Annotated in this window: 15 protein-coding genes and 1 tRNA gene; 15 read left to right on the forward strand and 1 reads right to left on the reverse strand. The window is 34.8% G+C overall.

All coding sequences use genetic code 11. The annotated features are described in order from the left end of the window. Positions 1-30 precede the first annotated feature (30 nt). The 9 genes from mce (at position 31) to FEDK69T_RS03830 (ending at position 6616) form a co-directional block, all read left to right on the forward strand. On the forward strand, positions 31-435 hold the full coding sequence (gene mce, locus FEDK69T_RS03790) for a methylmalonyl-CoA epimerase (RefSeq protein ID WP_023572826.1): 405 nt from the start codon (positions 31-33) through the stop codon (positions 433-435). A 46-nt stretch (positions 436-481) separates the two neighbouring features. Next, positions 482-555: transfer RNA gene (locus FEDK69T_RS03795), tRNA-Ile, on the forward strand. Positions 556-645: 90 nt separating this feature from the next. Continuing rightward, positions 646-1554, forward strand: a complete 909-nt coding sequence (locus tag FEDK69T_RS03800; RefSeq protein WP_023572827.1) for a hypothetical protein — start codon at positions 646-648, stop codon at positions 1552-1554. A 132-nt stretch (positions 1555-1686) separates the two neighbouring features. After that, entirely contained in the window at positions 1687-1983 is a 297-nt protein-coding gene (locus FEDK69T_RS15355) for a helix-turn-helix transcriptional regulator (protein ID WP_051385062.1), read from the forward strand. 34 nt (positions 1984-2017) lie between these two features. Next, positions 2018-2884 carry a hypothetical protein gene (locus FEDK69T_RS03810; protein ID WP_162147238.1) on the forward strand — a complete coding sequence of 289 codons (867 nt, stop codon included), beginning with the start codon at positions 2018-2020 and terminating at the stop codon, positions 2882-2884. A 45-nt stretch (positions 2885-2929) separates the two neighbouring features. Continuing rightward, positions 2930-4144, forward strand: a complete 1215-nt coding sequence (locus FEDK69T_RS03815; RefSeq protein ID WP_023572829.1) for a site-specific integrase — start codon at positions 2930-2932, stop codon at positions 4142-4144. A gap of 10 nt (positions 4145-4154) precedes the next feature. Then, complete coding sequence (locus FEDK69T_RS03820; RefSeq protein WP_023572830.1) at positions 4155-4529, forward strand: hypothetical protein; 375 nt, start codon at positions 4155-4157, stop codon at positions 4527-4529. A 97-nt stretch (positions 4530-4626) separates the two neighbouring features. Next, positions 4627-5490: an AAA family ATPase gene (locus FEDK69T_RS03825; protein ID WP_023572831.1), complete on the forward strand. Its 864-nt coding sequence runs from the start codon at positions 4627-4629 to the stop codon at positions 5488-5490. Further along, positions 5468-6616, forward strand: coding sequence for a DUF3871 family protein (locus FEDK69T_RS03830; RefSeq protein ID WP_081711694.1), 1149 nt, complete (start codon positions 5468-5470; stop codon positions 6614-6616). The genes FEDK69T_RS03825 and FEDK69T_RS03830 overlap by 23 nt, the downstream gene beginning before the upstream one ends. Before the next feature lie 15 nt (positions 6617-6631). Here the strand turns inward: FEDK69T_RS03830 and FEDK69T_RS03835 are convergent, their stop codons facing one another. After that, positions 6632-7492, reverse strand: a complete 861-nt coding sequence (locus tag FEDK69T_RS03835) for a hypothetical protein (protein ID WP_023572832.1) — start codon at positions 7490-7492, stop codon at positions 6632-6634. 287 nt (positions 7493-7779) lie between these two features. On the opposite strand from FEDK69T_RS03835, the gene FEDK69T_RS03840 reads away from it, so the two are divergent. The 6 genes from FEDK69T_RS03840 (at position 7780) to FEDK69T_RS03865 (ending at position 13310) form a co-directional block, all read left to right on the forward strand. Further along, positions 7780-9255: a type I restriction-modification system subunit M gene (locus FEDK69T_RS03840; RefSeq protein WP_023572833.1), complete on the forward strand. Its 1476-nt coding sequence runs from the start codon at positions 7780-7782 to the stop codon at positions 9253-9255. Then, positions 9252-10394: a restriction endonuclease subunit S gene (locus FEDK69T_RS03845; RefSeq protein WP_035630735.1), complete on the forward strand. Its 1143-nt coding sequence runs from the start codon at positions 9252-9254 to the stop codon at positions 10392-10394. Before FEDK69T_RS03840 ends, FEDK69T_RS03845 begins: the two co-directional genes overlap by 4 nt. Positions 10395-10417: 23 nt before the next feature. Next, positions 10418-11110, forward strand: coding sequence for a hypothetical protein (locus FEDK69T_RS03850; RefSeq protein WP_023572835.1), 693 nt, complete (start codon positions 10418-10420; stop codon positions 11108-11110). A gap of 15 nt (positions 11111-11125) precedes the next feature. Further along, positions 11126-11761, forward strand: a complete 636-nt coding sequence (locus tag FEDK69T_RS15785) for a hypothetical protein (protein ID WP_023572836.1) — start codon at positions 11126-11128, stop codon at positions 11759-11761. 108 nt (positions 11762-11869) lie between these two features. Further along, complete coding sequence (locus tag FEDK69T_RS03860) at positions 11870-12211, forward strand: type II toxin-antitoxin system RelE/ParE family toxin (RefSeq protein ID WP_035630737.1); 342 nt, start codon at positions 11870-11872, stop codon at positions 12209-12211. Between the two features lies 1 nt (position 12212). Next, positions 12213-13310, forward strand: coding sequence for a HigA family addiction module antitoxin (locus FEDK69T_RS03865; RefSeq protein ID WP_023572838.1), 1098 nt, complete (start codon positions 12213-12215; stop codon positions 13308-13310). Positions 13311-13313: the final 3 nt, after the last annotated feature.

Consider the following 13313-nt stretch of genomic DNA (forward strand, 5'->3'; position numbering starts at 1 on the left):
TTTGCGAACTTTACAGCTCAATAAAAAGACATGAGAAAAATAGAACATATAGGTATCGCGGTTAAGAATCTGGAAACATCCAACCTGATTTTTGAAAAACTGTTCGGAGCACCGGCTTACAAGCAGGAAGAAGTGGAAAGCGAAGGGGTGAAGACTTCCTTTTTTATGAATGGTCCCAATAAAATTGAATTATTGGAAGCGACCAATCCGGAAAGTCCGATAGCTAAGTTTATCGAGAAAAAAGGAGAAGGGATTCATCATATCGCTTTCGATGTGGAAGATATCATTGCCGAAATAGCTCGTTTACAGCAAGAAGGATTTACTGTTTTGAATGAAGTGCCTAAAAAAGGAGCAGATAATAAACTGGTTGCTTTTCTTCATCCGAAAGGGACAAACGGAGTTTTAGTGGAATTATGTCAAGAAATCCCGAATTAATTTTTGTGGGATTAAAAAATTATAGTAATATTGCAACCTCTAAACCGGTCCTATAGCTCAGTTGGTTAGAGCACCTGACTCATAATCAGGTGGTCCCTGGTTCGAGCCCAGGTGGGACCACATCTAAAATGTTAGCCTTGCAGAAATGCAGGGCTTTTTTATTTTATCAGGTCAAACATAGGTCAAACATTTTTAAAGGCTATTGATTGTATGAGAATTAAAGAACTCTCCACTCCCGACTTTCCTCTTAGAACCCTACAGCATTTTTTAGAAAAAGAAAACTTTGAAAAATATGAGGCTCATTTTTACGATGAGTATATAAATCGTGAAGTTAATTATAATGGTAGTTTCCAGTCTTTTGAAAAGGAAGGGTATGTTACGGTTATGCTGGTTGTAGATGAAGCGAGTGGAGAAATGGCACTCCATAAAATTTCCTTTACAGAACGTTTAAACTATATGCTAACGCGTGAGAAGGAATTGTCTTTACAGCTAATTAGGGAAACAAGACAGAAAATATATAATTCGGGGCACTATCCAGCTAATTATTTAAAAGAGGTTAAGCAGAATTTGAAATCCTTATCAGATTCCGTTAGAGAAGATAATAAGTATCAAAATGTTATTCTGCCTTTTTTAAATAAAATAAATACTGCCCTAGTAAAACTTAATGGGGGAGGAATCCAAACAGGTGCTTCAATTAAATCGGTAAAAAGTAGAGATGGTTTTTTTAAGTCCCGAATTAGTGTGTTTGGATTGAGAAAAATCTATTATCTCGCCATCGAACTGGAAATTATTGATCAAGACCAGCTTAGCGAAGAAGGGTTTATCGAAGTATTTACTTGTCCGGATCCTAGAGTGATTAGTCAAAAAATTGTGTTTAAATGTACCACAAAAAAAGCCGTGTCTTTTATACTCTGCATTGAACAATTTTTTAAAAACCTTAAACCCTCAATTGAAAAGTCACAGCTATTTTATACTAAAGAAAATACTAATAAGGAATCTTTTCTTTTGAGCCAAAGCAATATTGATGCGGTAAAATGTCGTTTGGGAAAAAAACCAGAAAATGAGTTCGAAGAAATAGCTAAGTATGTATCTGATTTAAAGCTTAAACTGAAGAAATAACCTTACACTTCACCTTACACTTCACCTTACAGCCTCCTTACACTTTCATGTTCGGAGGTTTTTTTTTTTGAGTCATTTGCAGCAGTAATAACCACAGATGAAGCCGGCTCATTTGTATAATTTTTTTAATCTATGTTAAATAAAAACAGTTTTGGTTTCGAAGAACCATTACAAAATGAGCAAACTCTATTCGTTAATAGAGAATTTCTAACGCTTGAAATGGCTGCTGTTTACCTGAGCATGTCAAAATCGAAACTTTATAAGCTGACGAGTTCGAGAACGATTCCTTTTTACAATCCGGGAGGCAGAAGAATCTACTTCAGGAAACCGGAATTGGATAGTTGGATTCTTAGCAGTAGGGTTCCATGCCGCAAAGAGGACTTGGAGTACGACGTTTGTCACATTCAAGATGAATTAGGGGATGATTGATTTTGTTAGAATTCGCTTTGATAATGCAAGGAACTTGGAAGAAGTAATCTCAAATCCAAACGCATTTAAAGAATTTTACACGCAATATGAAGTACATTCTCAACATGTGCTATATCCTAAAAGAGTAAAATTCAGAAATTTAGATGTAGTGGTAACGAAAGAGAGTGCCTATCTAAAAAACTCTTTACATAAGTATTACAATCTTAAATACGACGGCTCAGACCACAATAGCAATGATTTTACATTTTCTATGTTGTGTGAGGTTGTTGAAGAGATCCTGTCTAAATCTGATGAGTTCGGTTTTGGAGTTATTACTCAGCTGGAGATAGGATTTAATATTGACACGAAACTGCCCGCTGAAGAAATCATAAGGAGTGCTATTTTTCTTTACAAGGAAAAAGCCTATACCGCAAACGAGAACTTTAATGGCAATGGGGAACTGTTACTTTTTAAGTCTACCAATTATTTGATAAAGATATACGATAAAGCCAAGCAGTATAGTATAGCTGCAAATAAGTTACGCTTTGAGCTCAAGTATACCGAGAGGGCAGAGCTAAAGAAACTGAGGATTAATCATCTTTCGGATTTAGTAGACAAAAAAAAGATTCGACTGCTTTGTAAAAACTTATTGATAAAACTTGATGATTTCCTTATCATCGATGCCTTTGATTCTGTTGGAACAATCCCTGAGAAAGATAAGGATAGTTTAAGGAAGTATTCCAGTGATAGATTTTGGAGAAGTTTTGGCCAAAAGCGGGGTTTAGTAGGTCTTAGTAGGCAGGCTAAAGGAAATCATAAAAAGAGACTTAAAGTGCTTGTTGATAAGCATGAGTTAAGTAAAACCAAAACACTAATAAAGGATGGAGTAATCAAGAAGTATGTCTACTTGATGAATAATTAGTGTTTACAAAATCGACTTTTATAAGTTATAGAAAACGTAAATCTTATGGCAACATTTAACATCATATTACGTAACAAGGTTAACAGTAGGGGACAGTACCCCATTGTTCTAAGAGTAACCAAAAACAGGAAGTCAAAACTGATTAAGCTGGGCTATAATTGTGACAGCAAGGATTGGGATGAAATGAAATCCCGTTTTAAAAAGTGCTATCCTAACTATATAAAAAGAAATAGTGCGCTAGTTGGTTTTGAACAGAAAGCCTACAGTATTATCGAAGAGTTTAATCGGGAAGAAGTAGATTTTACACTGGATCAATTTTATGAGAAGTTCAAAGGAAAGACTGATAGCAATATCACTGTGCTTGAATTTTGGAATGAAAAAGTGGATGATTTAAATACAGCCGGAAGAACAGGTAATGCCAAAGCTTATATCGAAACTCAAAAATCGTTTTTTAAGTTTATTAAAAACAAAAACATAGTTTTCAGAGAGATAACACCGGCAATACTAGATAAATATGAGGTTTATCTTAGGGCTAATAACAACACGGATGGAGGTATTGGTTTTAAGATGCGAGAGTTGCGTGCCTTGTTTAATGATGCCATAAGAAAGGGTATTGTAGCGGAGAAGTACTATCCTTTTAAGCTATACAAAGTTTCTAAACTTAAAAAAGGCAACAACAAAAGAGCATTAACCCGAGAGGAGGTAAGGCTCATTGAGAATTTCGATGAGTCTGTATTTCCCAACCTTAATGAAGCGAAAAAGTTATTTATTTTCTCTTATTATACTAGAGGTATGAACTTTATTGATATGATGAAGTTGAGATGGGAGAATATAGAAGGAGACAGAATTGTCTATACACGTTCTAAAACCAAAGTGAAATTTGTAATTAAAATACTGGAACCTGTAAAACAGATTCTGGAGTATTACAAGCAGGTAAATCCACATACGGGTTATGTTTTTCCAATTCTTTTGCGGGAAGAATTAACCCCAATGCAGATTGAAAACAGAAAGGTTAAGAAACTAAAAAAGTTCAATTCCGATTTAAAGCTTATAGCTAAGGAGGTAGGGATAGTAAAACCTATAACAAGTTATGTGGCAAGACATAGTTTCGCAACAAATCTTAAGGAGGTAGGTGTTTCAACGGATGTGATAAGTCAATCTATGGGGCACCAAAGTGTAAGTATTACATCTGCTTACCTGAAGGATTTTGAAAGTGAAATTATTGATGATGCCAATGAGAAATTATTGAACAATTATTAAATTAAATTTTATGACAAAAGAAAAAGAAATGGAAGACATGAATTTTCCTGATTACAGAACATATTCTAAAAATCCAGATAACATGAGTTTGGAATCAATTAAAAGAGTCCCCGAAAATTTGATTAAATTATCAGAATTAGCGCCTATTTATTTTAGAAAAAAACACAAGAAACTCGCTTCTTATAAGCTTTTAGAGTTATTACTTAAACATAATATAATAGATGGTTATTTTTCTGTTAATCCTGCATATATAGAGGGAGGCTATTTTCAAAATGATCGTACATTTTATGAGGATTTTGAGGACGAAGTTCGTCAGGATGGAGAAGGTATTCTTATATCTCCTTTCGGAATGCTTCTTATTAATATTTTGATTAATAAAAGATAATCGATTTCAGTTTAATCAAAGTAAAAAACTTGTATTAATAGAGCGACTGCCTAAAAAGCAGTCGCTTTTTTTATTATATCATCTAAAAAACAACATTATGCAACTTAAAAAAACAGAACGCAGTAAAGCCAAGATAAAGATGGCTTTACAAGGTCCGAGTGGATCGGGAAAAACCATGAGTGCCTTACTAATAGCGCAGGGATTAACCAATAACGATTTATCCAAAGTAGCCGTTATCGACACTGAAAATGGAAGTGCTAATCTTTATGCGCATTTAGGGGGTTACAATGTCTTGAATTTGGGCATCCCTCATAGTACGGAAAGATACATAGAAGCAATGGACTTATGCATTAACTCCGGAATGGAAGTCATCATTATCGACAGCATCAGTCATTGTTGGGACTATCTTTTAGATTATCATGCATCACTTCCTGGGAACTCTTTTGCCAACTGGGCAAAAATTACCCCTATGCAAAAAGCTTTTGTAGACAAGATACTTCAAAGCAGTGTACATATAATTGCCACCATGAGAGTAAAACAAGATTATGTCCTAAGTGAGAGAAATGGTAAAATGGTTCCTGAAAAAGTGGGATTAAAAGCCATTCAACGGGATGAAATCAGTTATGAGTTTACCATAGTCTTTGACATTGACAGCAAACACTTTGCAATTTCATCAAAAGACAGAACACAGCTTTTTGAAGGGAAACCGCAGTTTGCAATTAACTCCCAAACAGGAAAAAAGATATTGGATTGGTGTAACAGCACCGTGACACAACAGGAGTTAACTCAAAAGGTTACAGAATGTGACAATCTTCAGGAGCTTTCAGCGCTTTACAATAAACACGTTGACATTGCCAAAACAATGGAAAAAGAGTTCATTGAAAAAAGAGATTTATTACAACAATTAGATAATCAAGCCACTAAAAACAGTAACGGAAATGGAACCCAAAGCAGTCAATAATCAGCAAAATGCAAAAAACTCAGAGCAACATGAAGGGACAAGTAACTCAGTTTCTCCCTCTCTAAGTACTGTGTCGTCAGGTAACTTTACTCCTGGTATTTTACAACAAAATACGGGGATCCCGAAAAACTTGGAGGAAAGAGAAGATGGATTGAGAATTCCTTCATCGCCTCCTTTAGTAACAGAATTTCAAAGTTACCCATTTGACAAATCTCCCTTTATAGAGGCTAATACGGAAAGTGTTAGCCTTTCTCATTTAAAAGAAGATTGTATCATCCCTGTATTCAGCAAGGATAATGAAATAACGCTAAGTCATCAGGAGTTTATCGAAACTGCTTTGAGTGCAGTTAGCAAGGTATTTCCAAACGAAGTTTTGGACCCTCCTGAGATCAGAGTTTCCCACTCAATTAAAGGCAGAACTCCTGATGCACTCCATGTCCCCGCGAAGGACTTGTTAGAAAGCCAAAGAACCAATTATTTTGAAAGAATGGCATTCATTTTTAGGCTTCCTGGTATAAAGGATACTGTAAGCGGCAATGAATTGTCTTTGACTGTCGGTGGTGTCAGAGCCTACAACAACGAAAATCTGTATAACAAGAAAACGTTTGAGAAATTTAAATTCTTTATTGGCTTTCAGAATAAAGTTTGTTGCAATCTTTGTGTGTCTACAGATGGCTTCCTTGGCGAAATTAGAGCTATGAGCTTCCTTGACCTCGAAGAAAAAATTTTACAACTGATAAGCAGCTATAATGCAGAAAAGCATCTTTCGGAAATGAAAGCTATTACTGATTATAGCCTTACTGAAAAAGATTTTGCTCAGATAGTTGGGAAAAGCAGGTTGTATAACTTTCTGCCCACCAGGCAAAAACAGGATTTACCAAAGCTGCTTATGACAGATGGACATATCTCAACAATAGCAAAAGACTATTATCAAGATAAAAGTTTTTGCAGAGAGCCTAACGGAGATATTAATTTATGGAATATGTATAACCTTTTTACAGGAGCTAACAAAAGCTCTTACATTGACACCTTCCTCGATAGAGGAGTGAATGCCTTTCAGTTTTCTGAAGGTATCTCAAATGTACTAAGTCATAAGGATTCTCCTTATTCTTGGTTTTTGAGTTAAGAAAAACCCAACTCCTTAATCGGAGTTGGGTTTAAATATCGATTCGTCATCGAACTTAACACTAAAAGTAAATTGTAATATGTCTTTAGATTCATAAAGAAAATAAATCGACACTAATGCTACTATTGAAACTAATATTTTTTTGAATCTTTTTGAATTTGAAACCCAAGCCTGAAAAACAAATATTGTTATAAGGATACAAACCCAATAAAACCAAAGCTCTAAAAAGAGAATTATTAAACCAGCTATTATTGCAAACACAGGAACAATAAAATAAAGTGCATATGGAATTACAAAACAAGATAAAAGTGGATTTTTTCTAATCAAATCAAATAATTTACCTTCTGGCATTTCAATATCGGACAATATAAGTCCGATAATAAATATGTAAAGTGCAATACACCCAAATGTAAAATATTTTACCTGATGACTATGAGTAACAAAATCTTGGTATACAAGATATCCAATAAATCCAAAAATTGTCAAAAAAAATCCTAAACCAAGGATTACCCATAAAATATCAATGGCCCTAAACTTTTCCTTAGGCGGTGGTGTATTTTCAGCAGGGTCATCAATAGCGTCAACAGAATATAGAGAATCACTAGAGGAATACAATACATCAACTACTCCAACTTGATGTGAACAGTCTAAAATTGATAAATGCGATTTGCTAATATGGTTAATTTCACCCATCCAAGTCCTTTCTTGATTGCCATATATAAACGTTATAATGTCTTTGTCTATCTCGTATTTTCCCATTGAACTTCCGTTAGTGCTTTTCCAATAAATCTCCATTTCTCCATTTTCATGAAATATATATTTAATACTTTCATTTTCCCAAATTCCAATAATGTCGCGTTGATAATTGTTTTCCATATGTAACTTTTTTCTACAATATTAATTTTGTCATTGGATTAGCCCTCGCGATCTATAAACCATTATATTATTCAAAATATAAACGAGGTTAATCTGATAAAATGCTCTTATAAAAATAAATAAATAATGTCTATCAGTAGATAGCTTTTTTGAATTTAAACTACGAAACCACTATTAAATACTAAGGTAGCCTTTTTAGACTGTCTTTTTTATTTTTAGCCTAATTCATTAAAAAATGCTATTTTTAACCGTTAAAGCTTTTTTAGAATAATTAGATTACAAAAAATATGATCACAGGAGAATTAAAATCACAAGTAGACAAGATATGGGAGTCCTTTTGGACCGGTGGAGTTTCTAACCCACTGACGGTAATTGAGCAATTTACCTACTTGCTTTTTATTCGCAGATTAGATGAAACCCAGTTGCTGGAAGAGAAAAAGGCAGCAATGATTAAAAAACCCATTGCTAATCCAGTCTTCACCGAGGCACAAAAAGAATTGCGTTGGAGTTCTTTCAAAAACAAAGAGCCACAAACCATGTTCGATCTGTTTAACAAGCCAATGGTTGGAGGACTATCTGTGTTTGAGCACATGAAACAGGTAGGTGCCGAAAATGGAGTGTTTGCCAAATACATGAGTGGGGCTACCTTTATGATTCCTAATGCACGACTACTTGACCAAGTTGTACAGATGATTGATAAAATCAAAATGGAGGATAGGGATACTAAAGGAGATTTGTATGAATACTTGCTTTCCAAGATAGCAACTGCAGGAACTAATGGGCAGTTCCGTACTCCAAGACACATTATAAAGATGATGGTGGATATGGTACAGCCTACTAAGGAAGATACAATATGTGACCCTTCAGCAGGTTCAGCAGGATTTTTAGTGGCAGCCGGAGAGTATTTTCATGAAAACCATCCTGAGTATTTTCACGATAAAGACTTCAGAGAACACTATAACAGCGATATGTTTACTGGGATTGAATTTGATAATACCATGTTGCGTATTGGTGCTATGAATCTTCAGTTACACGGAATAGAAAACCCTAATTTGATTGGGAAAGATTCGCTTAGCGAAAGCAATGGTGATGTAAGAAATCAATTTTCATTAATATTAGCCAATCCTCCTTTCAAAGGGAGTTTGGACTATGATGGTGTGGAAAGCTCCATTCTTCATACAGTAAAATCTAAAAAGACAGAGTTGCTGTTTCTGGGGTTAATGCTACGAATGCTAACCACTGGTGGAAGATGTGCAGTAATTGTACCTGATGGTGTTTTGTTTGGAAGTTCCAATGCTCACAAACAGATAAGAAAAGAGATTATAGAAAACCACAAATTGGATGCAGTGATATCTATGCCAAGCGGTGTGTTTAAACCTTACGCAGGTGTAAGTACTGCAGTGTTATTTTTCACTAAAACTGGTACAGGAGGTACTGACAAAGTGTGGTTTTACGATATGCAGGCAGATGGATATACTCTTGATGACAAGCGTACAGAAACAAGGGATAATGACATTCCGGACATTGTTTCAAGATACCACAATTTGAATGATGAAAAAGACAGGAAAAGAACAGATAAAAGTTTCTTAGTTCCATTTGCAGACATTAAAGCCAATGACTGGGATTTGTCTATAAACCGATACAAAGAGGTGGTGTATGATGAAGTGACTTATGCGAAACCGGCAGTAATTATCCAAGATATCAAAAATCTTCAAGAAGAGAATAAGAAGAAATTGCTAATCTTAGAAGAATTGTTGAAATGAGTAATTTAAAATTTGTTAAAATTGGAGATGTGTTTCAAGTTGCTTCTGGAGGAACACCAAGTAGAGAAAAACTAGAATATTATATGGGAGGTAAAATCCCATGGGTAAAAACGGGTGATTTAAAAGGGAAATATACTAACTACCCAGAAGAACACATAACTGAGGAGGCATTAAAAAATTCAAGCGCAAAAATATTTCCAAAGAATACAGTGTTATTGGCTATGTATGGAGCAACAATTGGGGCATGTTCTATTCTGCCATTTGAAGCTGCTACAAATCAAGCTTGTGGGGCCTTATTACCAACCGACAAAGTTGATGTTGATTTTCTTTTTTATTATCTTAAATCTATCAAAAACGATTTGATAAGCAAAGGTGTCGGCGGTGCTCAACCAAATATCTCGGGAGGAATTATTAAGCAAACCTTAATTCCTCTACTTCCACTAAAAGAACAAAAGAAGATTGCCAACATACTGGATGCAGCAGATACCTTAAGACAGAATGACAAAGCGCTCATTGCCAAGTATGATGAACTAACACAAGCTTTGTTTTTGGATATGTTTGGGGACCCAGTGAGTAATCCTAAGGGATGGGAAATTGATCTACTTTCAGAAGTAGCAGACGTTATCATGGGGCAATCTCCTAAAGGAGATACTTACAATATCGATGGAATTGGTAAACCTTTATTAAATGGGCCCACTGAATTTGGTGTAAAATATCCAATTGAAAAACAGTGGACAACAAAGCCGACGAAGTTTTGCAGAAAAGATGATATTTTATTTTGTGTCAGAGGAGCAACTGCAGGTAAAATGAATTGGGCTGATAAAGAATATTGCATTGGTAGAGGATTGGCGGCAATCAGGAGCAATGGCATCACATCAAACGATTACATATACCTTATTCTTGAGAGAATGTATAATATTTTTCAATCGACGAGCAATGGTAGTACGTTTATAAATATAAGTGGAGATGATTTGAGAAAGGTAAAAATACCCAGAACATCAGAGTCATTTCAAAACCAATTTGCGGAACGAATTGCAGTAATAGAAGAACAAAAAGCAATTGCACAAAAGAGTTTAGAGAAATCAGAGGAGTTGTTTAACAGCCTTTTACAAAAGGCGTTTAAAGGGGAGTTGGTGTGAAGCAAGGGATAAAAAGAGTTAGTATGAAGCAAAGAGTATATTACGTGCTGATATTCTTGGTTTTCGTAGTAATCCTAGAAAAATGTGAACATGGCTGTACGAGACATTCTGAAAGTTATGAAACTTCCTCAAGTCAGGGAGAAGAAAGCAGTTACCCCGACAATACGTATTGCGCTGATGTAAGTTATTACAATCCGGATACTGGTTTTCGAAACAACTATACTTTAAATGTAGATGTTGAAGATGGTAAAGTTGTAAAGATTTGGTTTTATAAAGGATGGTTAGATGGTGATCAGTTTACAGCTAAAGAGTTGAATGACAATGGTTGTTGTGAAGTAATAACTTATGATGGTAGAAAATTTAATGTGAAGATTACAGGTTCTAAATGTAGTTTTACTGATGAAGTTATTGTTTATGATCATTTTGATAAGTCTCAATTAGTGAATAGTGGAGAGGAGCAAGTTTTGAAGAACTGTATTGAATGCGGAGCCTCTATTAATAAGAATGGATATAACCAGGAGATTAAATGTGATGCTTGTAAAGACAAAGAAATTTGTCCTTTATGTGGTAATATGAAAGTGCCTGTACAAAAGTACTGTTTAAAATGTGTATCGGATAATAACATAGTATTTAAGTGCAAGGTTTGTGGTGAAGAAGGTGAGCTATTATTCAATGACAACATGACTTGTCTTAAATGTAAACTTAACGGTTATTAATTTAAATATTAAATTATGAAAAGAAAACTACTCTACTTATTCTTTTTGATTTTACTTATTCAATCTTGCAAGAAAAATAAAGAAGAAAGTTATGATTCAGAGTCTTTTGTTTCAGCAGTAGAAGAAACTTCATATGGTAATGGCTATGCAGATAATACCTATTGTGCAGAGGTGGAGTACTATAACCCCAATACTGGCACAAGAAGTACATATACTTTAAATGTAGAAGTAGAAAACAATGAACTAACAGTAATCCATTGGCCAAATGGAGGCTGGTTAGACGAGGATCATTTCAGTCCAGAGGAATTAGATAGCGATGGCAGCTGTTCGTTTACTAGTGACAGAGGCTACGAGTATACAGTTCAAATAAATGGACCGGAATGTTCTTTTACAGATGAATCCAGAATGCAAAGTGATGTGGAAGAGGATAAGGAAGCAGTTACATGTCCTGGATGTGGTGGCGAAAAAAATGAATTTGATGATTTATGTTGGTATTGCGAAAGAAAGGAAAGAAGGAATAAGGAAGAAGAAGAAAACAAAAAGAAAGATATAGAAGAACATACTTGTAAACGATGTGGGCAGTATGACACTTTTATGTGGAGTAGTGATGATATGTGTTCCGATTGTAAAAGAAATACAGAAGAAGAGTAGTCAGGAAAAAGCCTTAAACGCTGTTTTAAAAATAGTTAAAAAATACAGAAGCCGTAATAAATATATTTTTATTAACACTTTCTGTTAATAAAAATATTTACATTTGCAATGAATATTACTTTTGATAATAAAAAGCTGGGGAAATACGCAAACAATGACAGGTTAGCTCAAAAAGAGATGGGTAAGCATAGGGCAGACTTATTCAAGCAACGTTTAGATGACCTTAGAGCGGTAACAACACTAGAAGATACAAAATACTTGCCTGGTAATTTTCATGAATTAAAATCAAACAGAAAAGGACAATGGGCTTGTGATTTGGATCATCCTTACAGACTGATTTTTGAACCACATGAAGACCCAATACCAACTAACGATGATGGACAATATCTTTGGACTGAGATTAAAGGTGTTGAAATTATCGAGGTGGTAGATTACCATAAACAAAAATAAAATGGCACCAAAAACAAATCAATACATTCCGCAAACAGTTTCTCACCCTGGAAAAACGTTAGGCGCAAAACTTGAAGAACTAAAAATGGGTTCAAAAGAATTTGCCGTTAGAACAGGTAAACCTGAGAAAACAATCAGTAATGTGCTTTCGGGAGAAAGTGCTATCACATCTGACATGGCAGTTCTTTTTGAAGATGTCTTAGGAATTCCGGCACATTTTTGGTTGAATCGACAAAATCAATATGATGAAGCAGTTGCAAGACTAAAAAGAGAAGAATCTATACACTTATCCCTTGAATGGGCGAAGCATTTTCCTTATGCTGAAATGGCAAAATTAGGATGGGTAGCAGCAACATCAAAGTTAGAAGAGAAAGTTGAAAACCTATTTAAATTTTTCAGATTAAGCTCTCAGGAAGCTTTTGATAATTACTACTTTAAACAAAAATTAAAAGTAAATTTCAGGTTAACACTTGCACACGAAAAAAAACCATATGCAGTTGCAGCTTGGTTGCGACAAGGAGAAATCCAGGCTTCTGAACTAGAGGCACAGCCATATGATGAAAAAATATTGCTTAGCAAATTACCGGAGATTAAATCCTTAATGGCAAAACACCCTGAAGGCTTTTTTAAAAATCTTCAGTCAATTTGCTTGGAAGCAGGTGTCAAAGTAGTCTACACTCCTTGTCTAAAAGGAGCTGCTTTACATGGTTCTACAAGATGGTTGTCTGATACACCATTAGTTCAAATGTCAGCTAGATATGCTAAGAATGATATTTTTTGGTTCACATTTTTCCATGAATTGGCACATATCATCATGCATGGTAAAAAGCATATTGCTCTAGAAAACAAAGTGGATTACGATGCAGAAAGTAAAGTTGAGGAACAAGAAGCAGATGATTTTGCGATTAAGTGGACTTTCTCTAAGGAAGAAGAACAAGAAGTATTAAGACATAGACCTCTAAAGGAAAGTGATATTTTGAGGTTTGCAAAACAATTCAATACTCATCCGGCAATGATAATTGGCAGATTTCATCACAAAAAATTATTACCTTTCAGCTTGGGAAATCAATTTATTGAAAAAATTGAAATAGACAACTAATTG

The sequence above is a fragment of the Flavobacterium enshiense DK69 genome, assembly GCF_000498495.1.
Taxonomy (GTDB): domain Bacteria; phylum Bacteroidota; class Bacteroidia; order Flavobacteriales; family Flavobacteriaceae; genus Flavobacterium; species Flavobacterium enshiense.